Genomic DNA, 19248 nt, shown 5'->3' on the forward strand with positions numbered 1-19248 from the left:
GAGCGTCAGTGAACCGTGAAGACCGGTTCGAACAGTGGCCGAATCGATTCGACGACCGTCTTTGCGTTCTCTACCGCGTCTCCTCGGTTATCCACTCCAGAAACTCGTCGGTGCCGCCGATTTCCGAGTACGTGATGCCCGGAAGGGCGTCGCTGTGGAGGTCTCGGACGAGGTCACAGAGTGCCTCGAAGTGTTCTTCGAGGGTGAACACGGTTATCGTCCAGTACTCCTCGTCGTAGATTCGCCCCTCCCAGTGGTAGTGACTCGGCCCGCCGGTGAGTCGCGTGCCCGCGGCGAGTCGGTCTTCGACGATGGCCCGCGAGATGCGTTCTGCTTCCCGTTGGCCCGGTGCGCCGATGTCGACGGCGATGTGTATCATCCCGTCTCGGTTCGCGAGAAGGCGAGTTGAGTCTGCCGCCGGAGCTTACTCGTCGCTCTCGCTCTCGTCGTCCGCGCCGGCGTCCTCCTCCTCGGCGCTGCTCAACCCGTCGTCGCCACGGTCCAGCGCGCGGGGGACGTCGTGGTGGTCGGAGTAGCCGTCGAACCAGCGAATCGTGCGTTCGAGGCGGTCGACGACGTGGGCCGGTTCGCCCGACCGGGAGAGTTCGTGGCCCTCGCGCGGGTAGCGGACGAGGCGGGTGTCGACGCCCTGTTTTCGCAGGAACAGGTAGAGCATCTCGCCGTTGTTGACGGGGACGCGGTAGTCGTTGTCGGCGTGCATCACGAGCGTCGGCGTCGTCACGTCCTCGACGTACGCGACCGGGGAGTGCTCCCAGAGGAACTCGGGGTCCTCCCACGGCGTCGTCGAGAAGTCCATCTCGACGAGCTGGAACGCGTCGGTCGACCCGTAGAACGAGGAGAGGTCGTAGACGCCGCGCTGGGCGACCGCGCCGGCGAACCGCTCGGAGTGGCCCACTATCCAGGCGGTCATGTAGCCGCCGAACGAGCCGCCCGTGACGAACTGTGCGTCCTCGTCGACGGCGTAGTTCGCACAGACCTCGTCCGCACCGGCGAACACGTCCTGCATGGTCACGTCACCCCAGTCCTGGTCGATGCCCATGGCGTGTTCTTCGCCGTAGCCCGTCGAGCCACGCGGGTTACACCAGAAGACGACGTAGCCCCGTGCCGCGAGCAGTTGGAACTCGTGCCACATCGTGCTCGACGTGGACCACATGACGTGGGGGCCGCCGTGGATCTCGACGGCCAGCGGGTACTCCTCGTCGGGGTCTCGCGGTTCGCTACGCTCGCCGCTCGACTCCGTCGCGGAACTCCGTTCCGCGCTATCGTAGTCGGGCGGGGTGAGCACCCAGCCCTGAATCTCGTGACCCTCCGATTCGAACCAGAATTCCTCGGGTTCCTGCACGTCGCGCTCGGCGAGCAGGTCGGCGTTGACCTCGCTGAGTCGGGTGACATCCCCATCGACGAGCGAGAACACGTCGCCGCGGTGGTCCCACTCCGAGCGGGCGAACGCGACGCGGCCGTCGCGAACCGACGCGCCCGAGAGGTCGCCCTCGTTCACGACTACGTCACAGTCCGCGTCGTCCTCGATGGCTGTCCGTCGGAGGACGGTGTCGCCCTCGTCGGGCGTCAGGAAGTACAGCGAGTCGCCGTCGAACTCGAACCCACCGGGAGCGACTGTGCGGTCGAGCGACGACGTGGGCGTGACCGTCTCGCCGGTCTCGCAGTCGAACACTTCGAGGTCGGTCTGGCGCATCGCCGCTTTCTCCTCGGGCGTTCGGGGGTACGCGAGCAGTCCGTCTTCGGTGGCCGCGACGGTGGCGACCCACCCGGTCGTCCGGGTTACCGTCTCGCTCTCGCCGTTCGGGAGGTCCAGTGCGTCGATGTCGTACAGGACGGAGTCGTCCGGGTCTTCGTCGCGACAGACCGCGTAGTAGAGCGTGTCGGCGTCGCCGAACTCGGGCGCGCCGAAGTCGTACTCGTCGTCGGTGTGGCGGGTGACCGCGCCTTCGTCCTCGCCTGCGTGGCCGACGGTGACCGTGTAGAGGTGCGAGCGCAGGCCGTCGAAGTACTGCGTCCCGGCGCGGTAGACGGTGCGGTCGATGACCCGCGGGTCGGGGGCGTCGCGTTCGTACTCGGGGTCGTCACTGGCGTCGAGGTCCAGTTCCTTCTCGCGTTCTTCGGCGGTCGCTCGCTGGGCGAACGCGATTCGCTCGCCGTCGGGCGACCACGCGATTGAGCCGACGCCGCCGACCACGTCGGTCACCTGCCGGGCTTCGCCGCCGTCGGTCGGGAGCACCCACAGTTGAGGGATGTCGGCGTCGCCACGGGCGCTCGTGAACGCGAGTCGGTCGCCCGAGGGCGACCACCGCGGTTCGGCGTCGGCCCCCTCCTCGGCGGTGAACTGGCGGGGCGGGGCACTCCCGTCGACCGGCGCGACGTACACCGTCGTCTCGTACTCGTCGTCGCCGCTGGGGGCCTTGCGGACGAACGCGACGCGCTCGCCTGCGGGCGAGAGCTGGGGGTCGGCGACCTGCACGATGTCGTGATAGTCGCTCGCTTCGAGTGGCTGCATGGTAGCGTGGGTCGAACGGGACGGCCCTGTACGCTTCGGTCGGTCGCGGGTCGTGTCCTCGTGCTGTCACTCGCAAGCCTCAAGCGCCTCCCCTCGTACATCCGGTAGATGAACCGCCCTATCCACGTCGCCGTCCGTGGAACGGTGCCGGAGTCGCTGCTGTCGGCACTCGACGCCGAGTACGGCGTGACGGTGCGTGCGGACACGGACAGTGTCGACTGCACGCTGGCGACCGTCGACACGCTCGACGACGTCGACACCCGCTCGACGCCGCGTCCCGCACCGGCCGCCGACGGCGTCGGGTCGCCACGGACGACGCCCGTGGTCGCGCTGTGTGTGGACCCCGCCGAACAGTCGACGGCGCTGGCCGCCGGCGCGGACGGTCACGTGACGCTGGCCGACGACCCGGCGACCGACGCGGCGAGCGTCGCCGCCGTCCTCGACAGAGTCGTCGGCGGGACGACGGCGACCCGCGACTCGCTCATCCGCGACGCACTGGGTGCGCTCGCGGACATCTTCTTCCTGTTCGACACGGAGATGCGCCTGCTCGTCTGGAACGAGGCCGTCCGTGAGGTGACGGGCTACGACGACGGCGAACTCGCGGAGATGAACCCGCTCGACCTCATCAGCGAGGAGGACGTCGTCGACGTGGCGACGGCCGTCCAGCGCGCCATCGAGGAGGGCCGGGCGACCGAGGAGGGCGACCTGTTGACGAAAGCCGGCGAGCGCATCCCCTACGAGTTCACGGGGACGGCGCTCACCGACGACGACGGCGAGGTCATCGGCGTCTCGGGCATCGGCCGAGACGTGAGCGAGCGCAAACGCCGCGAGCGGACCCTCGAACGCCAGGCCGGGTCGCTACGGACGCTCAACCGCATCAACGAGGTCATCCGGAACGTCAACCACGACCTCGTGCGCGCGGAGTCCCGCGAGGACATCGAGCGGGCGGTCGTCGAGCGGTTGGCCGCCGAGGCGTCCTACCGGTTCGCGTGGGTCGGCGAGTACGACGCCAGCACCGACCGCGTCGTTCCGAGCGCGTGGGCGGGCGACGGCGAAGAGTACCTCGACGCCCGTGCGGACCTCGACCTGTCCGACGACGGGGCGACCGCGATGAACGCCGTCCGCGACGGGACCGTACAGGTCGCCCAGCACCTCCGCGGGCGCGACGACCCGTCGTGGGCCGCCGCCGCCGTCGCGAGTGGGTTCGCCGCCGCCATGGCCATCCCGCTGGTGTACCGTGGAGTCACCTACGGCGTGCTCTGTGTCTACGCCGACCGCCCCGACGCCTTCGAAGGGACCGAACGGGCCGTGTTCAGCGAACTCGGCGAGACCATCGCCTACGCCATCGGTGCGGCCGAGCGCCACCGGGCGCTCGTCACCGACACGATGGTCGAACTGGAGGTGCTCGTCGAGGACCTCGACAGCGTCCCGAACGCGACGGCGGCCGTCGACGCGACCGTCGAGTTCCGCGGTGCGGCCCCCGACAGCGACGGTAGCCTCACGCAGTTCTACCGTATCGACGGTGACGTCGAGGGCGTCGTCGACAGCCTCCCGGGCCAGACGGACGTCTCGGTGATGCGCACCGACGACGAGGGCGGCGTCGTCCGTGTCGGCGGCGAGCGGTCGTTCGGTCGCCTGCTCGCGGACTACGGCGGGACGCTCAAACGCGTCGACGTCGACGACGGGTCGTTCCGGTTCGTCGCGACGTTCCCGCAGGGCACCGACGTCCGGAGCGTGCTCGCGGCGATCCGTGAACGTCTCCCCGGTGCGGAGCTCATCGCCCGGCGCGAACGCGAACGCGGCGACGACGCACCCTCCGAGGTCGCGCTCACCGACCGGCAGCGGACCGTCCTCACCACCGCCTACCACCTCGGGTTCTTCGACTCGCCACGGGTGAACACCGGCGGCGAGGTCGCCGAGGAACTGGACATCTCCACCCCCACGTTCCACGAGCACATCCGCATCGCCGAGCGGAAACTCGTCGAGGCGTTCCTGACGACCGGCGACGTCGAGAGCCTCCACGGACACTGACCGGACAGCGGGAGACGAGCGAGAGTCCGGAACGGACGGTAGACGTTCGACGAGACGGGCAGGGCGACGGCCGCCGACCGCGAGACCGTGCCAGTTGGTGACACACCATAACGGTTAGTGAGAGAACTCAACGGTGCTCGGGACTTCCTCACACATCCGACTGTCCCGGACGCTGTCGCCGGGTGGAGCGTCGGGGACCACGGGGAGCGTCGGCCAGAACGTTCCGCCCTTTCCACGCATAATTTATCCTCCTCCGAAGCTATTTTAACTTACAGCTACGTTTTCGGGATTATGTCACGTGACACGGGACGTGATGACACGGAACGCAGCGACACCGACCGCACCGCGAGCAGACGTTCGGTGCTGGCGGCAGCGGGGGCACTGGGAGCGAGCGCCGCTCTGCCGTTCGCGACGGGACGTGCGAGCGCCGGGGTAGGCGACCTCGTCGACGACACCCTCGACCTCGCGAGCGACGCGCTCCAGGGGACGCTCGTCGTCTTCGAGTCGAACGACGACGTGGACCTGCTGGGCGACCTCGACCTCGCCGAGGGGTTCCTCTCGTTCGACGTGCTGCCGGTCGGCTACACGCTGTTGAGCGGGTCGCAGATCGAGACCGTCGCCGGGTGGGACGAGGTGCGGTACGTCGAGGCCAACCGCGACCTCGACTACCACAACGCCGACGCTCGGGAGGTGACGGGCGTCTCGACCGTCCAGAACGACCTCGGCTACGACGGGTCGTCGGTCCACACCGCCGTCATCGACTCGGGGGTCGCCGGCAGTCACCCCGACCTCGACCACGCCGTCGAGAACAACTACCAGTGGGCGGGCAACCCGCTCGGGGAACCGACGCTGTGGCTCCCGGTCGGCGGTCTCGACTCCGACGACATCGGCCACGGCACCCACTGCTCGGGCACCATCGCCGGCGACGGCACCAAGAGCGACGGCGAGGACGCCGGGATGGCCCCCGGCGCGTCACTGACCGTCTACTCCTCGGGAGCGGCCGTCTCCATCCTCAAGGCCGCCGCGGCGTTCGACCACCTGCTGGCGAACCACGCCGACGAGGTGAGCATCGTCTCGAACTCCTACGGTGCCGCGAGCGCCGACGACTACAACCCCGACGGCGCGCTCCAGACCGCGACGTGGGAGACGTTCGACGCCGGCCTGCTGCCGGTGTTCTCGGCGGGTAACTCCGGACCGGGGAACGACACGCTCAACGACTACGCGAAGGCTCCCCACGTGCTGTCGGTCGCCGCGACGGACGACCAGAAGGCCGTCACGGAGTTCTCCTCGCGCGGCCGGGCCGCCTCGACGGGCGCGAACTACGACCGCCAGACCGCCCTCGACAACCTCAGGAGCTACTACGACTCGGGGAGTGCGTCGGGGCCGGTCGGCCTCTACCGCAACGGCGTCGGCGCGCCGGGGAACGCCGTCACCTCGACGATGTCGCCGCTCGACGTGTTGAACGCGACGGGCGGGGACACCGACCTCTACTACGCCACCATCTCGGGCACCTCGATGTCCTGTCCCGTCACCTCGGGGACGGCCACTCTGATGGTCGACGCCGCCCAGCAGGAGGGCCACGGCACCCCCGCACCCATCGACGTGCTCAACACGCTGGAGGCGACGGCGTACGAGGCGCTCGACAGCTACACCCCGGCGAACGTCGGGGCCGGGTTCGTCGACGCCGAGGCGGCCGTCCAGCGCGCCGCCGACGGGAACTTCGCCGGCTTCGGCGACGTGACGCTCACCCAGCCGTAGGGCGACAGCCCACCACACCACCCTTTTCGGCGGCACCCGGAGCAGTGAGCAAAGCCTTTACCGGCGTGGTCGCGTAGCCCCGGCCAATAATGGTACTCGACAATCTCGGGAGCTCTCTCCGCGGGACCCTGGACCAGCTCCAGGGTAAGTCCCGCCTCGACGAGGAGGACGTCGACGCGGTGGTCAAGGAGATTCAACGCTCGCTCATCAGCGCCGACGTGGACATCGACCTCGTGATGGAGCTCTCGGACTCCATCAAGACGCGAGCGCTCGACGAGGAGCCACCCGGCGGTACCACCGCCCGCGACCACGTCCTCAAGATCGTCTACGAGGAGATGGTCGCGCTCGTCGGCGACTCCACCGAACTCCCCCTCGAATCCCAGACCATCCTGCTGGCCGGCCTCCAGGGGTCGGGGAAGACCACCAGCGCCGCGAAGATGGCGTGGTGGTTCTCGACGAAAGGGCTGCGTCCCGCGGTCATCCAGACCGACACCTTCCGACCCGGCGCGTACGAGCAGTCCCGCCAGATGTGTGAGCGCGCGGAGGTCGACTTCTACGGCGACCCGAACGAGGAGGACCCCGTCGAGATCGCTCGGCAGGGGTTCGAGGAGACCCAGGACGCCGACATCCGCATCGTCGACACCTCCGGGCGCTCCGGGCTGAACGAGGAACTCATCGAGGAGCTGAAGGAGATCGAAGGGTTCGCGACGCCCGACCGGAACCTGCTGGTGCTCGACGCCGCCATCGGGCAGGGCGCGAAGGACCAGGCCCGCGCGTTCGGCGACGCGGTCGGCATCGACGGCGTCGTCATCACGAAACTCGACGGGACGGCGAAAGGTGGGGGTGCGCTCGCGGCGGTCAACGAGACGGACTCGACCATCGCGTTCCTCGGGACCGGTGAGACCGTCCAGGACATCGAGCGGTTCGAGCCGAACGGGTTCATCTCCCGGCTACTCGGGATGGGCGACCTGAAACAGCTCGCCGAACGCGTCGAGCGGGCGATGCAGTCGACCGGCGAGGACGACGACTGGGACCCCGAGGACATGATGCAGGGCAACTTCACCCTGCACGACATGCGCAAGCAGATGCAGGCGATGAACAACATGGGGCCGCTCGAACAGGTGATGGACATGATTCCGGGCTTCGGCGGCGGACTCATGGACCAGCTGCCCGACGACGCGATGGACGTCACCAAGTCGCGGATGCTCGACTTCGAGGTCATCATGGACTCGATGACCGAAGAGGAGTTGGAGAACCCCCGCGTCGTCGGTGCCGAGCGGACCGAGCGCATCGCCCGCGGGTCGGGCAAGGACCCCGAGCGCATCCAGGAACTGCTCGAACAACACCGCATGATGGAGCGGATGATAAAGCAGTTCCAGGGGATGGGCGACGGCGACATGCAGCGTATGATGAAACGCATGGAGCAGAAAGGCGGCGGTGGCGGCGGCGGGATGGGCGGCATGGGCCCGTTCGGCGACTAGGGTTTCGTGAGTGGTTTTCGGCTGTTGACGATGCAGCAGTAGCGAACGGCTCTGAAGCCCTCGGGCGCTCCACTCGCGCGACTCGCTGTGCGCCTCGGTCACTCGTTTCGCTCGTTCCCTGCGGTGCTTGCGTCGTCGTGCTTCCCGGAGCGCCCTCGCCCTTCACCCGCCAGGGCCGCAGGGCGTGAGTTCAGGCTCCGTTCAGCACCGACACCACGTCCGTCAGCGCCGTCGAGGCCTCGACGGTCTGTGGGCCGCGGAGCGGCGAGACGCTGATGCGACCCTCGGCGAGCGCGTGGCGGTCGCTGTCGACGGGGTAGATGTCGCGGTGGGCGTCGAGGTCCGGGACCGGCCCCTCGTGAGCGTCGGCGCTCGCCCAGAACGTGTCGACGAGGTGGGTCGCCTCGCCGTCCTCCTCGACGGTCGTGTCGTAGTCGGCGTACGGGCGGGTGACGCGCATCGTCGGCATCTCGGCAGGAGTCCCGGTCGGAGCGTTGAGGTTCAACACGTCGAGGGTGTCGAACACGCGCTTCTCGCAGGCGCGCTCGACCAGTCGGCGGGCGACGCTGGCCGGTCCCGAGAAGTCGAACGCGTGTGGCGGGTGCGGGAAGAACTCCTCGGGGTGGTACGCCGAGACGGAGACGGCGGGGACGCCCAGGAAGCTCGCTTCCATCGCCGCGCCGACGGTCCCCGAGCGCCCGAGGACGTACGCGCCGATGTTCGGCCCGTGGTTACAGCCCGAGACGACGACGTCGAACTCGCGGTCCAGTCCGCGCAGTCCGAACGCGACGCAGTCGGCGGGCGTGCCGGTGACGGCGTAGCCCTCGTCGTGGTCGGTGACGCCGACGGTCCGGGAGCGTGCCCGCCCGACACCGCTCTGGTCGTCGGCGGGCGCGACGACGGTGACCGCACCCAGGTCGGAGAGCGCGTTCACGAGCGCCCGGAGACCGGGGCTCTCGATGCCGTCGTCGTTCGTCACCAGCAGCCTCATCGCCCACCCCGACGGGTGGCGACCTGACTCGTCATATCTGGAGGTTCGTGTCGGATAGCAAGTCGGTGTCGTTCCGTCGGGACGCCGCGGAACCGTGTCGCCCCCTCGCACGCGGTCGGTTTTTTGTCGGCGGCGCACGTCCCTACTGGCGATGACCGTCGGCGACGTCGCACGCGAAGCCTACCGCGAGGGACTGCCGGCGCTGTCGGCGAGCGCGGTCGGCGGCCTGCTCGCCGGCGTCGCCCTCAGCGGGATGCGCGCCGAGTTCGAGGCCGTCGCCGGCCTGCTGGTGCTCGTGCCGGCGCTGTTGGCGACCCGCGGGAACGTCTACGGGTCGCTCGGCGCGCGCATCGCCACCGCGCTCCACCAGGGGTTGGTCGAACCGCGACTGCGCGGGACCGACGAGCGACTCCGAGCGGCCGTTCTCGCCGCGCTGCTGCTCGGCGTCGTCGCCAGCGTCTTCTCGGCGCTGGTCGCGTGGGGCGCGCTGGTCGCGCTCGGCGAGCCACGCGCAACCGTCCTCGAACTCGCCGTCATCTCGTTTCTCGCCGCGTTGCTCTCGGGGGCCGTGCTGGCCGTCGTCGTCGTGGTCGTCGTCTTCGGCGGGTTCCGTCGCGGGTTCAACCCCGACACCCTCGTCGGCCCCATCGTGACGACCGCCGGCGACGTCTTCGGCGTCGTGTTCCTCTGGCTGGCCGTGCAGGTCGTCCTCGGGGTGCTGTAGCGTGGCGACGGAGTGGACCGTCCGGGCCATCACCCGCGCGACGCTGCCGATACTGCTGGCGTTGACGCTCGTCGCGGTCGCCAGCGGCCTCGTCCTCGGCGGGTTCGAGGCGACCCTGCTGAAGTACCCCTCGTTGCTCGTGCTCGTCCCCGTCACCATCGGGTCGGCGGGGAACCTCGGCAGCGTGCTGGCGTCGCGCCTCTCGACGGCGTTCCACCTCGGGACGCTCTCGTTCGGGGCCGACGACACCCTGATCGGCAACGCCGTGGCGACCGTGGCCCTCTCGTTGACCGTCTTCCCCATCATCGGCGTGGGGGCGTGGCTGCTGACCGCGGCCTGGACCGGCAGTCGCCTCGCACTGACGACCGTGGTGCTCGTCGCCGTCTGCTCGGGGGCCATCCTGGCGGTGCTCGCCGTCCTCGTCACCGTCACCACCGCCTACGCCGCCTACCGCCTCCAACTCGATCCCGACGACGTGGTCATCCCCGTCGTCACCAACACCTGCGACGTGCTCGGCGTACTCGTCCTGTTCGCCGTCGTGCAGGTGCTGGTGTGAGCGGGGCGCTTCGGAACGGACTGCTCGTGGTTCACCGGTCGCTCCGAATCGCGCACGCTACTGCTCACGGGTCGTTTCACTCCCCGTTCGTCTCCCGAGACGCTCCGAAAGGAGCGTCTCGTTACGGCCGCCACACCGAGTCCGGGTCCACCCGCTCGGCGAGCACCGCGTTCACCACGACACCGAGCAGCAGCGCCAACCCGCCGACGTACAGCCACGTCAGCAACAACAACATCCCGCCGACGACGCCGTAGAGGTGGACGCTCTGGGAGACGCTGGCGTACACCCGGAAGAACACCGCCGAGACGGTCCACAGCGTCGCGGCGAACACCGCCCCCGGGACGGCCTCGCGTGGGGAGATGTCGACGCCGGGGAAGACGTAGTACATCGGGAAGAAGCCGACGACGAGCGCGAGAAACAGGACGATCGGGGCGACGATTGCCCAGAGGATGCCCTTCACGACGAGCGAGAGCACCACGCCGAGACCGATGGCGAGTGCGAACGCGAGCGGCGTCGTCACCGTCGCGATGGCGACCTCCTCGACGGTCCGCAGGAGCGACCCCTGGCGACGGGTGCCGTACACCTCGTCGAACGCGGCGTTGGTCGTGTGGAACGTCCGCGTCGCACTCCACGCCAGTATGAGGAACGCCAGGACGGCCGCCCGGAGGCGCGCACCGGTGGCGTTGGTCGTCGACGTGAGCATCGACTGGAGCTGTCCCGTCGAGAGCCCGAGCGTCGAGGAGAGCGTCGACAGCGCCGGGTCGAGTCGGCCGAGCGCCGAGAGACCGAGCAGGACGAACAGCGCGAGCGGGATGAGCGTGTTGAACGCGTGATAGCCCAGACTCGCCGCCTTCACCGACACCTGTTCTTCGCGGGCGACGGCGACGACGGTCCGGATTGCCGTCCGGTACGCTCGGCGGTCCACACGCTCCGTTCGTCGTGACGGTAGAAAAAGGCGAACCGTTCGGAGCCATCGGCGGTCGGGGGTCGCGCGGTGACCGACTCAGGCCGCCATCGACCGACAGGTCTCGGCGCACTCCCGGCAGACCCGCGCACAGGTCTGGCAGTGGTCGTGGTCGTGCTGGTCGCACTCGTCGGCGCACGCCTCGCAGACGTCGGCACACACCGCCGCGAGGTCGCCGCTGTAGTCCGAGTCGCGGGCCATGAACCGCGCGTGGAGGGTCGCGACGTCGGCGACGTCCCGACAGAGTCGGACGCACTCGGCCATCTCCTCGCCGTGGCCGGCGCACTCGTCGGCACACCACTCACACGCCTGGGCCGCTTCGAGGCAGTTGTCGAGACACTCCTTCTCGTCGTCGCTCAGGTGGTCGATGTCGTCGAGCGCCATGCACGACGGGTCGGCCGCCCGAGAGGTCGTCGTTTGGCTTGCGCGGGCAGGGGAGTCGCCCGGAACGAACGGAGAGACAGGTCGAACGGCGCTCAGTCGTCGCTCGGCGGCGCGCCGCCGGCACGGTGGACGACGGCGAAGCGATTGGGGAGGTACTCGACGAGGTCGGGAGGGACGAGGTGGACGAGACGCGCCCAGACGGTCGCGAGTCGACGACGCAACAGCGTGTAGCCCGTCGCAACGACGAGCAACCCGGCGACCGCACCGTCGACGGGCGCGCCGGCGAGCAGCAGCGTCGGCACGGCGAGCGCCCCCGCGAGCACGAGGTCCGCCGGCGCACCGTCGTACGGGACGAGTCGGCGCGGTCGGAGCCAGCGCCCGTGGAAGTGGCTGTAGACGGCGCGGTCGGAGGTCGCCTGCCAGGGCTTCAGTTCGAGACCGCCGCCGAGCGCGTCCATCGCGGCGTGGACACCCGCGCTCGCGAGGAACACTGCGAGCGCGACCGTCTCGACCGACGGCGCGAGAGCGGCGAGACCGACCGCCCCGACGGCGGCGAGCGGCCCGTACACCGGGAAGTGGAGCGTTCGGCGGTGGCCGACGTAGAGGTCGAGGTCCGGAACGAGCCCCCCGAGACCGCCGGCCACGACGGCTAGCGGCGCGGCCTCGGGAGCGAACAGGGTGGCGACGACACCGAGTACGATACCCACGAGCACGTGGGTCATCACCATCATCGACGTCTCGTATGGGCTTGAACTGTAAATCCGTATCGCCGGGGGACAGGTCTTAGCCCGCGGGCGTGCTACGGCACGGTGATGGCCTCTCGCGGCCGCACCGCACGGGTCCAGCGGGCAGTCAGCCGTCTGCTCCAGCTAGCCATCGCGCTGTTGCTCGTCGTCGGCGTGGTGACGGCGAACCTCGGCATCGTCGTCAACGCCGTCGTCGCGCTGGCGGTGACGTTCCTGCCCGCCGTGCTCGACCGGGACTACTCGCTCAACCTGAACCCGAAGCTGACGCTGTGGCTCACGCTCGCCGTCTTCCTCCACACCGTCGGGATGACGGGGCTCTACCGGGACGTCTGGTGGTGGGACCACGTCACCCACACGCTGTCGGCGTCGGTGGTCGCCGCCACGGGCTACGCCGCCGTCAGCGCCCTCGACGAGTACTCCGACGCCGTCCGGTTCACCGACGAGTTCCTGTTCGTGTTCATCCTCCTGTTCACCGTCGGTCTCGGCGTGTTCTGGGAGGTGCTGGAGTTCGTCGCCCGTGAACTGGCCGACGTCGTCGGGGCCGACCCGGTGCTCGTCCAGTACGGCCTCGCCGACACCGTCGTCGACCTCGTGTTCGACATGGTCGGTGCCGTCCTGCTCGCGCTGTTCGGCACGAACGAACTGTCGGACCTCGTCGACGACCTCACCGAGCGCTACGAGCGCGCCCGACACTCGCGGAGTCGCTGAGTGACCGCCTCGCGAGACCGCCACGGGTTCGTCTCGGCGCGGGTGCTAAGTCCCGCTGGGCCCTAGCTCTACTCGTGCGATTCGAACCCCGCCCGCGCGCCGTCGACTGGACGATTCTGGCGGCGCTCGCCCTCGCCCTCGCGACGGGCGTAGTGAGCCTCGCCACCGGGAGCGTCCGCGACGGCTGGGTGTTCTTCCTCCACGGCGCGGGCGGGTTGACGCTCACCGTCTTGCTGTTCTGGAAGCTCCGACGCGTCCGCCCGCGCATCTCGGCGGGCGTCCGCTCGGGGTCGTGGCGAGTCCTCCTCTCGGTGTACCTCGCGGTGGTCGCGCTCGCCGCGCTCCTCACCGGCGTCGCGTGGGTGCTCGGCGCGAACCTCGACCTCGGTGGCTGGACGCTACTCAACCTCCACATCGGCCTCGGCCTCGTCGTCGTCCCGCCGCTCGTCTGGCACGTCCTGATGCGAGCGCGCCGCCCGACCAGCGAGGACTGGGAGGGCCGCCGGACGATGCTGCAGTACGCCGGGTTGGCGCTGGCGGGGGCGCTCGCCTGGCGCGCCCAGCAGGCCGTCGTCGCCGCACTCGACACCGCCGGCGCGGACCGCCGGTTCACCGGGTCGAAACCCGAAGGTGGCACGGGCAACCGCTACCCGGCGACCAGTTGGGTGCTGGACGACCCCGATCCGGTCGACACCGAATCGTGGCGACTGCACGTCGCTGGGAGCGTCGAGCGACCGTTCCGCGCCGACTACGCGGCACTGACTGGTGACGGCGGGACCGTCGCTCCGACCGTCGACCGCGCGTTGCTCGACTGCACGAGTGGCTGGTACGTCGAGCGTGACTGGCGCGGCGTCCGCGTCGGAGACCTGCTCGACGCCGCCGGAACGAGCGACGACGCTCGCTGGGTGACGTTCCACTCGGTGACGGGGTATCGCTTCGGGTTCCCCATCGAGCAGGCCCGCGAGTTACTGCTCGCGACCCACGTCGACGGCGAGCGCCTCTCACACGGCCACGGCTACCCGCTTCGCGTGGTCGCTCCCGACCGCCGCGGGTTCCAGTGGGTGAAGTGGGTGACCGCCGTCGAGGTCCGCGAGTCGCGCGACTGGGGCCAGTGGGTCGCCATCTTCGTCAGCGGCATCGACTGAGGCGTCGGCGAGGGCGGCCGACTCAGAAGGCGTCGCGCACCGCACTCGCCGTCGGGAACGACCCGTCCGCGACGCGAAGCGCACCCATCCCGACGCCCCGAGCACCCTCGACGTCGTCGTCGCTGTCGCCGACCATCACGAACTCGGCGGCACCGAGCGCATCGCGAGCGGCCTCGAACGGGGCCAGGGCGGGTTTGTGCGCCCCGACGTCGTAAGAGGCGACGACAGCATCGAACCGGTCGAGCAGGTCGTGGGCCGCGAGTTTCTCGCGCTGGACCGCCCCGACGCCGTTGGTGACGACGCCGAGCGGATGGCCCGCGTCGGCCAGCACGTCGAGCGTCTCGTGGGCAGCGTCGGGGACCGTCGACAGCGAGCACTCGGCGTCGACGCGAGCGGCGACCAGCGCCTCGGGGTCGGCGTCGAGACCGAATCGCTCGCACGTCTCGGCGAACGACCGACGGAACGGGTCGGGCGTGAGTGCGCCGAAGTGCTCGAAGAACCGCTCGCTGTTGTGCTCGCCCCACGCGACGTCGTACCGGCCGCACACCTCGCGGAACGGGGCCGCGACGACCGCGCCGAACTCCGCGTAGCGCAGGAGCGTGCCGTCGAGGTCGAACAGGACGGCCCGGTCTGCCGGAGCAGCGGCGTCCGTGTGGCCCATCAGTCGCGGTCCCGTGTCGGGTCGCGGGCCGCCTCCTCCGCGAGTTCGTCCAGTGGGACGCCGTCCTCGGTCGGGGGGGCGACGTACTCGACGAACGTCTCGGGGTCGGGGTCGCGGACCGTCACCTCGACGAAGATGTCGCCCAACTCGCCCTCGCTGCCGACCGCGAAGTTGACCGTCCCGACGAACGCCGCCTGCTTCTTCAGGCGGAAGGTGAACGTGTCGCCCTCCAGCGTGTCCTCGAACGTGTTGCGGGCGGTGTCGAGGATGGCCTGCTCGCGCAACCGCTGGGAGAAGTGGTCCAGCGAGTGAGCCTCGCCGACGAGTTCACCCGGCTCCTCGCGCAGCTCGGCGTTCGGGAACAGTTCGCGGACCGCGTCGGCGACCCGGTCGGTCACCTCGGTCGGTTCGACCGGCGCGCGGATCTCGACGTCGACGCTGTAGACGGTCATCGCTCGCCCTCCAGCACTGCCTCGACGCGCTCGTGGAACGCCTCCAGGGTCCCGTCGTTCTCGATGGTCAGGTCGGCGCGTTCGATGGCTTCGTCCATCCCGAACCCGCGTTCACGCTCGTCGCGCGCTTCGAGGGACTCGCCACCGTCCGCAGCGCTCGTGTCACGACCGCGACCCTCGACGCGTGCGGCGCGGTCGTCGAACGGCGCGTCGATGGCGACCAGCACGAACTGCTCGCCGAACGCCGCCTCGAAACGGTCGGCCTCGTCGCCCGAACGGAGCCCGTCGACGACGACGGTGTCGTGGTCGCCCAGTTCCGCCTCGACGAGCGGTAGCGAGCGCTCGGCGACGGCCAGCGGGCCGTCCTCCTCGCGCAACTGCTGTGCCACTCGGCCGTGGTGGTCCGCGGGGTCGAGCCCCCGCTCGCGACACGCCGCCCGGATGACGTCACCCATCGTCACGACCGGGACGTCGTGGGCGCGGGCGACCTCGGCGAACTCGCCTTTCCCACTCCCCGGCAGTCCGACGGTACCGATGACTCTCATTGGCCGAGGCTACGGCAACCGCTCCGTAATACCCATCGGTTCAACCGCAGACCCGACCGCTTTTTGTGCGACGACGTGGACGCCCCGGTAGGGCACGTAGCTCAGTAGGACAGAGCGTCGGACTTCTAATCCGATGGTCGTGGGTTCGAATCCCATCGTGCTCGTGAGCGTGTTGCGAGCGAACGCGAGCAACCGCGAACGAACCGAGGTGGTGATTCGAAGCAGACCGAGGTTCCGCGCGAAGCGTGGGGTCTCGGCCTGCTTCGAATCCCACGGTCGTCTCAGCGCTCGAGCGGAACCACGGTCGTCGACAGCAACCAGGCGGTCGGGCAGTCGGCGTCGACGAGCAGGCCGACCTCGCCGTCGGGCGTCGCCCTGACGTACAGGTTCGTCTCCGTCTCGGCCTCGCGGGTCAGGTCGGTCTCGTCGGTCGGCATCGGCAGGGAGGTCAGCAGTCGGTCTCGAACCCGGCGTCCACGGTCGCCCGCTCGTCCAGTACCTCACCGACCGCCTCGACGCGGACCGTGACCGCGTCAGCGGGCGCGTTCGCCACCGTCACGCGGTACCCCTCGACGGGAAACGACACCCAACCGTCCCGGGGAGCGTCCGGTCGCCGGTCGACGAACACCCGGTCGAGACTGCTCGGGTCGACGTAGTCGAACAGGGTGACGTCGAGGTCGACCGCCTCGATACCGTTCGCACGGGCCAGTCCCTCGGCGACGACTTCGCTCGGCGGCACCGCCGACCGCTCTAACTCGACGACCATCCGAACCTGCCGGTCCATCCTGTATCGACGAAAGCAGCTATCACAAGAAACAGTTCACAGTTGATGTATTGTGTCGTCTCGAAGACTGATTAACTATCGTAAATTTCTCCGCCGAAGAGTGGTCGGGGAGCGCCGTGGGCGGTCACGGCTGCTCTCGGTCGTCGAACAGGAGACCGAGGAGGTGGCGCTCGGCGGCCCGGATGTGGCGGTTCACCGTCGGCTGGGTCACGTCGAGGAGTGCGGCGACCTCCTGGCCGTTGGTCTTTCGCGGCCACTCGAAGAACCCGGCGGCGTAGGCGGTCTCGACGACCTCGGTCTGCCGGTCGGTGAGCAACGACCGGACCTCGCGTTCGAACTCGCCACGCGAGAACACCGGTTCGTCGAGTTCCCGGCGCGAACGGAGTTCGACCCGACCGAACCGCTCCTCGATGAGTCGGACGATGCCGCGAGCGTCGACGTCCTGTGGGACACGGACGCTCACGGTCGCCGCGCCGTCGTCGACCGTGATGGTCTCGAACACCGCCCCGCGGTCGAGCAGCGTCGTGACGAACGTCGTCTCGCGGACGGTACACTCGAACTGACAGCCCTCGTCGTCGGCGAGCAGCGTGACGTGCTCGACGGTCGGCGACGCTTCCGCGTGGTCGTGGATTGCGTCGAACCCGACGTCGTGGGCGGTGAAGAACAGGTGGACACGGTCGTCGAGTCGCCGGACCACGTTCTCCAGTTCGAACGTCCCCTGACTACCGTCGAGGAAGCCGAACAGGGGTGCGTCGAGGTCGGGGAGGTCGAACGTGAACGCGACCGAACGCTCGCTGGCGAGCGCCTGCTTGCGCTCGATGGCGTTGGCCGCGTAGCCGATACTCTGACCGAGCTCTGCCAGCACCGACACCTCCATCTCCTCGAACGTGTTCGGCGTGTTCGAGTAGATGGAGAGGACGCCGTACCGGGTGTCGCGGTACTGGACCGGCACCGAGACGCACGAGCGGAACCCACGCGAGAGCGCGGCCTCGCGCCACGGGTCGAACTCGGGGGCCTGGAGGATGCTGTTCTGGACTGCGGGCGCTCCCGTCGCGATGGCCCGAGCCGCCGGCCCCTGCCCGGTCGGGGAGTCGTCGGCGGTCACGACGACGTCGTCCAGATAGCCGCGGTCGTCGCCGGCCGACGCGACGGCGCGGAGGTCGTCGGTGGCGGGGTCGTGGTGTCCGAACCAGACGAACCGGAACGGGTCGATGGCGGCGAGGGTCTCACAGACGAGGCGTTCGACCTCCTCGTGGGAGTCCGCTTGGACGAGCACCTGTGTTATCTCCCGAATCGCACGGTTGATGCGGTTGACCCGTTCGAGGCGGTCGTTCTTCTCCTCGAACCGGTCGCGCTGGCGACGCAGCTCCGACTCGCGGGCGGCCCGGTCCAGCGAGGAGCGAGCGTTCGCACAGAGCAGTTCCGCCGCGAGCAGGTCGGTCTCCTCGAACGTCTCCGACGCCGACGAGAGCGTCACGAACACCCCGTGTTCGCCGAGCGGGAACGCCGCCAGCCCCCCGACGTCGACGTCGGCGTCGGCCGAGTCGAGTCCGGACAGCTCCGCCTGCTCGCCGCGGATGAACGTCTCCCAGACCGGTCCCGTCGAGGCGTCCCCGAACAGCGACGCGTCGACGTCCGGAGGCGTCGCGTCCGTCCTGGCGGCGACGGGTAACTCGCCGCTCTCCTCGTCGTACAGCCGGACGTACGACCGGTCGAGGCCGAGGACGTCGGCCGCCGCCTCGACGGTCATCTCGCAGACCGCCTCGCGGGTCGTCGCATCCGCGAGCCGCTGGACGCGGTCGTTGAGCGCCTCGAACTGGCGGATACGGTCCTCGCGGCGGCGTTCGGCCGCCTTCCTGGCCGAGACGTCGCGGAAGTACACCGACAGCCCCGTCTCCGAGGGGTACGCGCTCACCTCGAACCACGCCCCCAGCGGGGAGTAGAACTCCTCGAACGTCACCGCCTCGCCGGTCTCGACCGCCCGTTCGTACTCCGTCTCGAACGCCGTTCCGACGGCCTCGGGGAACGCCGTCCAGATGTGCTCACCGAGGAGGTCCGCGACCGACCGTTCGAGGAGCGCGGCCGCTCGTTCGTTGACGTAGGCGAACCGCCAGTCGTCGTCGATGGCGAAGAACGCGTCCGTGACCCGTTCGAGGATACCTTCGAGTTCGCGTTCGAGCTGCCGACGCTCGGAGACGTCGCGGACGACCCCCACGCGGCCGACGTCCCCCGGCCCGACGGTGAACGGAGCGACGCGAGCCTCGATGGGGACCGACCGTCCGTCGGCCGTCGGGAGGTCGGCTTCGAGCGTGACGGCACCGTCTCCCTCGTCGAGGGCGCGACGGAGGCCGTCGATCTCGTCGCCACCGAGTCGGTCGGTTACGACGGCGGCGGGTCGGCCGAGCAGTTCCTCGCGACTGAACCCGGTGAGGTCGGCGTACGCCTCGTTGACCGCGACGAACCGCTCCTCGCTGTCGAGCGCGTAGAGACCGTCGTCGACCGTGTCGAGGATTCGCCGGTGTCGCTCGTCGGCGTCTCCGACGTCTCCGGCGTCGGTCGGAGTCTCGGCGGCGACGTCGGCCGGCCGCTCGGCGGTCGGTCGGTCGCCCGTCGCGTCGATAACCGGGCCGTCGGCGGTGGCGTCGACGGTCGAGCGGTCGTCCGCCGCGTCGGTCGGCGGGTCCTCCAGGAGCGCCCCGCGGAGCGTCTCGACGAGAATTCGGTCGCTGGCGGCCGTCTGACGGTCGACGACGGTCGTGACGCCGGCTTCGTAGGCGGCGGTGAC

19 protein-coding genes and 1 tRNA gene are annotated in these 19248 nt (G+C 69.6%); 8 read left to right on the plus strand and 12 right to left on the minus strand.

Translation table 11 applies throughout. The features are described from left to right. Positions 1-70: 70 nt before the first annotated feature. Together cutA and M1L36_RS11175 are read right to left on the minus strand one after the other, a co-directional pair. Positions 71-379, minus strand: coding sequence for a divalent-cation tolerance protein CutA (cutA, locus tag M1L36_RS11170; RefSeq protein ID WP_250873810.1), 309 nt, complete (start codon positions 377-379; stop codon positions 71-73). Positions 380-424: 45 nt separating this feature from the next. Next, positions 425-2533 carry a S9 family peptidase gene (locus tag M1L36_RS11175; RefSeq protein ID WP_250873811.1) on the minus strand — a complete coding sequence of 703 codons (2109 nt, stop codon included), beginning with the start codon at positions 2531-2533 and terminating at the stop codon, positions 425-427. Positions 2534-2641: 108 nt separating this feature from the next. Between M1L36_RS11175 and M1L36_RS11180 the strand changes: the two genes are divergently transcribed. The 3 genes from M1L36_RS11180 (at position 2642) to M1L36_RS11190 (ending at position 7803) form a co-directional block, all read left to right on the plus strand. Then, positions 2642-4564 carry a bacterio-opsin activator domain-containing protein gene (locus M1L36_RS11180; RefSeq protein ID WP_250873812.1) on the plus strand — a complete coding sequence of 641 codons (1923 nt, stop codon included), beginning with the start codon at positions 2642-2644 and terminating at the stop codon, positions 4562-4564. A gap of 291 nt (positions 4565-4855) precedes the next feature. Beyond that, positions 4856-6322 carry a S8 family serine peptidase gene (locus tag M1L36_RS11185; protein ID WP_250873813.1) on the plus strand — a complete coding sequence of 489 codons (1467 nt, stop codon included), beginning with the start codon at positions 4856-4858 and terminating at the stop codon, positions 6320-6322. A gap of 89 nt (positions 6323-6411) precedes the next feature. Next, complete coding sequence (locus tag M1L36_RS11190) at positions 6412-7803, plus strand: signal recognition particle protein Srp54 (RefSeq protein WP_250873814.1); 1392 nt, start codon at positions 6412-6414, stop codon at positions 7801-7803. Positions 7804-7993: 190 nt separating this feature from the next. Here the strand turns inward: M1L36_RS11190 and surE are convergent, their stop codons facing one another. Beyond that, positions 7994-8794 (minus strand): 5'/3'-nucleotidase SurE, encoded by an 801-nt coding sequence (surE, locus tag M1L36_RS11195; protein ID WP_250873815.1) that lies wholly within the window; start codon positions 8792-8794, stop codon positions 7994-7996. Between the two features lie 151 nt (positions 8795-8945). On the opposite strand from surE, the gene M1L36_RS11200 reads away from it, so the two are divergent. Then, the gene (locus M1L36_RS11200; RefSeq protein WP_250873816.1) at positions 8946-9518 is read left to right on the plus strand and encodes a magnesium transporter; all 573 of its coding nucleotides are present in this window, start codon (positions 8946-8948) and stop codon (positions 9516-9518) included. A gap of 1 nt (position 9519) precedes the next feature. Beyond that, positions 9520-10074 carry a magnesium transporter gene (locus M1L36_RS11205; protein WP_250873817.1) on the plus strand — a complete coding sequence of 185 codons (555 nt, stop codon included), beginning with the start codon at positions 9520-9522 and terminating at the stop codon, positions 10072-10074. A gap of 121 nt (positions 10075-10195) precedes the next feature. On the opposite strand, the gene M1L36_RS11210 is transcribed toward M1L36_RS11205, so the two are convergent. The 3 genes from M1L36_RS11210 to M1L36_RS11220 all read right to left on the minus strand — a co-directional run bounded on the left by M1L36_RS11210 (position 10196) and on the right by M1L36_RS11220 (position 12153). Beyond that, positions 10196-10999 carry a YihY/virulence factor BrkB family protein gene (locus M1L36_RS11210; protein ID WP_250873818.1) on the minus strand — a complete coding sequence of 268 codons (804 nt, stop codon included), beginning with the start codon at positions 10997-10999 and terminating at the stop codon, positions 10196-10198. Positions 11000-11077: 78 nt separating this feature from the next. After that, positions 11078-11422: a four-helix bundle copper-binding protein gene (locus tag M1L36_RS11215; protein ID WP_250873819.1), complete on the minus strand. Its 345-nt coding sequence runs from the start codon at positions 11420-11422 to the stop codon at positions 11078-11080. 92 nt (positions 11423-11514) lie between these two features. Next, positions 11515-12153, minus strand: a complete 639-nt coding sequence (locus tag M1L36_RS11220; RefSeq protein ID WP_250873820.1) for a metal-dependent hydrolase — start codon at positions 12151-12153, stop codon at positions 11515-11517. Between the two features lie 81 nt (positions 12154-12234). On the opposite strand from M1L36_RS11220, the gene M1L36_RS11225 reads away from it, so the two are divergent. Next, the gene (locus tag M1L36_RS11225; protein WP_250873821.1) at positions 12235-12876 is read left to right on the plus strand and encodes a DUF2238 domain-containing protein; all 642 of its coding nucleotides are present in this window, start codon (positions 12235-12237) and stop codon (positions 12874-12876) included. Positions 12877-12950: 74 nt separating this feature from the next. Then, positions 12951-14021 carry a molybdopterin-dependent oxidoreductase gene (locus tag M1L36_RS11230; protein ID WP_250873822.1) on the plus strand — a complete coding sequence of 357 codons (1071 nt, stop codon included), beginning with the start codon at positions 12951-12953 and terminating at the stop codon, positions 14019-14021. 22 nt (positions 14022-14043) lie between these two features. Here the strand turns inward: M1L36_RS11230 and M1L36_RS11235 are convergent, their stop codons facing one another. The 3 genes from M1L36_RS11235 to M1L36_RS11245 are packed head-to-tail and all read right to left on the minus strand — an operon-like array spanning position 14044 to position 15679. Further along, complete coding sequence (locus M1L36_RS11235; protein WP_250873823.1) at positions 14044-14682, minus strand: HAD family hydrolase; 639 nt, start codon at positions 14680-14682, stop codon at positions 14044-14046. Then, positions 14682-15134, minus strand: coding sequence for an RNA-binding domain-containing protein (locus M1L36_RS11240; protein WP_250873824.1), 453 nt, complete (start codon positions 15132-15134; stop codon positions 14682-14684). The genes M1L36_RS11235 and M1L36_RS11240 overlap by 1 nt, the downstream gene beginning before the upstream one ends. Further along, the gene (locus M1L36_RS11245) at positions 15131-15679 is read right to left on the minus strand and encodes an AAA family ATPase (protein WP_250873825.1); all 549 of its coding nucleotides are present in this window, start codon (positions 15677-15679) and stop codon (positions 15131-15133) included. The genes M1L36_RS11240 and M1L36_RS11245 overlap by 4 nt, the downstream gene beginning before the upstream one ends. A gap of 90 nt (positions 15680-15769) precedes the next feature. On the opposite strand from M1L36_RS11245, the gene M1L36_RS11250 reads away from it, so the two are divergent. Next, positions 15770-15843: transfer RNA gene (locus M1L36_RS11250), tRNA-Arg, on the plus strand. Positions 15844-15960: 117 nt separating this feature from the next. Here the strand turns inward: M1L36_RS11250 and M1L36_RS11255 are convergent. From M1L36_RS11255 to M1L36_RS11265, 3 genes are all read right to left on the minus strand, one after another. Next, positions 15961-16116: a hypothetical protein gene (locus M1L36_RS11255; RefSeq protein WP_250873826.1), complete on the minus strand. Its 156-nt coding sequence runs from the start codon at positions 16114-16116 to the stop codon at positions 15961-15963. Positions 16117-16127: 11 nt separating this feature from the next. After that, positions 16128-16463, minus strand: a complete 336-nt coding sequence (locus tag M1L36_RS11260; RefSeq protein WP_250873827.1) for a HalOD1 output domain-containing protein — start codon at positions 16461-16463, stop codon at positions 16128-16130. Between the two features lie 124 nt (positions 16464-16587). Continuing rightward, positions 16588-19248, minus strand: a 2661-nt coding sequence (locus tag M1L36_RS11265; RefSeq protein WP_250873828.1) for a bacterio-opsin activator domain-containing protein, incomplete at its 5' end; no start/stop codon positions are given.

It is taken from the genome of Halomarina rubra (assembly GCF_023699475.1).
Lineage (GTDB): Archaea > Halobacteriota > Halobacteria > Halobacteriales > Haloarculaceae > Halomarina > Halomarina rubra.

Excerpts from the sequence above, each read along its gene's own strand:
- surE (WP_250873815.1), bottom strand. The coding sequence starts at position 8,794 with ATGAGGCTGCTGGTGACGAACGACGACGGCATCGAGAGCCCCGGTCTC.
- M1L36_RS11185 (WP_250873813.1), top strand. The coding sequence starts at position 4,856 with ATGTCACGTGACACGGGACGTGATGACACGGAACGCAGCGACACCGAC.
- M1L36_RS11240 (WP_250873824.1), bottom strand. The coding sequence starts at position 15,134 with ATGACCGTCTACAGCGTCGACGTCGAGATCCGCGCGCCGGTCGAACCG.
- M1L36_RS11175 (WP_250873811.1), bottom strand. The coding sequence starts at position 2,533 with ATGCAGCCACTCGAAGCGAGCGACTATCACGACATCGTGCAGGTCGCC.
- M1L36_RS11180 (WP_250873812.1), top strand. The coding sequence starts at position 2,642 with ATGAACCGCCCTATCCACGTCGCCGTCCGTGGAACGGTGCCGGAGTCG.
- M1L36_RS11235 (WP_250873823.1), bottom strand. The coding sequence starts at position 14,682 with ATGGGCCACACGGACGCCGCTGCTCCGGCAGACCGGGCCGTCCTGTTC.
- M1L36_RS11220 (WP_250873820.1), bottom strand. The coding sequence starts at position 12,153 with ATGATGGTGATGACCCACGTGCTCGTGGGTATCGTACTCGGTGTCGTC.
- M1L36_RS11215 (WP_250873819.1), bottom strand. The coding sequence starts at position 11,422 with ATGGCGCTCGACGACATCGACCACCTGAGCGACGACGAGAAGGAGTGT.
- M1L36_RS11255 (WP_250873826.1), bottom strand. The coding sequence starts at position 16,116 with ATGCCGACCGACGAGACCGACCTGACCCGCGAGGCCGAGACGGAGACG.
- M1L36_RS11225 (WP_250873821.1), top strand. The coding sequence starts at position 12,235 with ATGGCCTCTCGCGGCCGCACCGCACGGGTCCAGCGGGCAGTCAGCCGT.
- M1L36_RS11260 (WP_250873827.1), bottom strand. The coding sequence starts at position 16,463 with ATGGACCGGCAGGTTCGGATGGTCGTCGAGTTAGAGCGGTCGGCGGTG.
- M1L36_RS11190 (WP_250873814.1), top strand. The coding sequence starts at position 6,412 with ATGGTACTCGACAATCTCGGGAGCTCTCTCCGCGGGACCCTGGACCAG.
- M1L36_RS11245 (WP_250873825.1), bottom strand. The coding sequence starts at position 15,679 with ATGAGAGTCATCGGTACCGTCGGACTGCCGGGGAGTGGGAAAGGCGAG.
- cutA (WP_250873810.1), bottom strand. The coding sequence starts at position 379 with ATGATACACATCGCCGTCGACATCGGCGCACCGGGCCAACGGGAAGCA.
- M1L36_RS11200 (WP_250873816.1), top strand. The coding sequence starts at position 8,946 with ATGACCGTCGGCGACGTCGCACGCGAAGCCTACCGCGAGGGACTGCCG.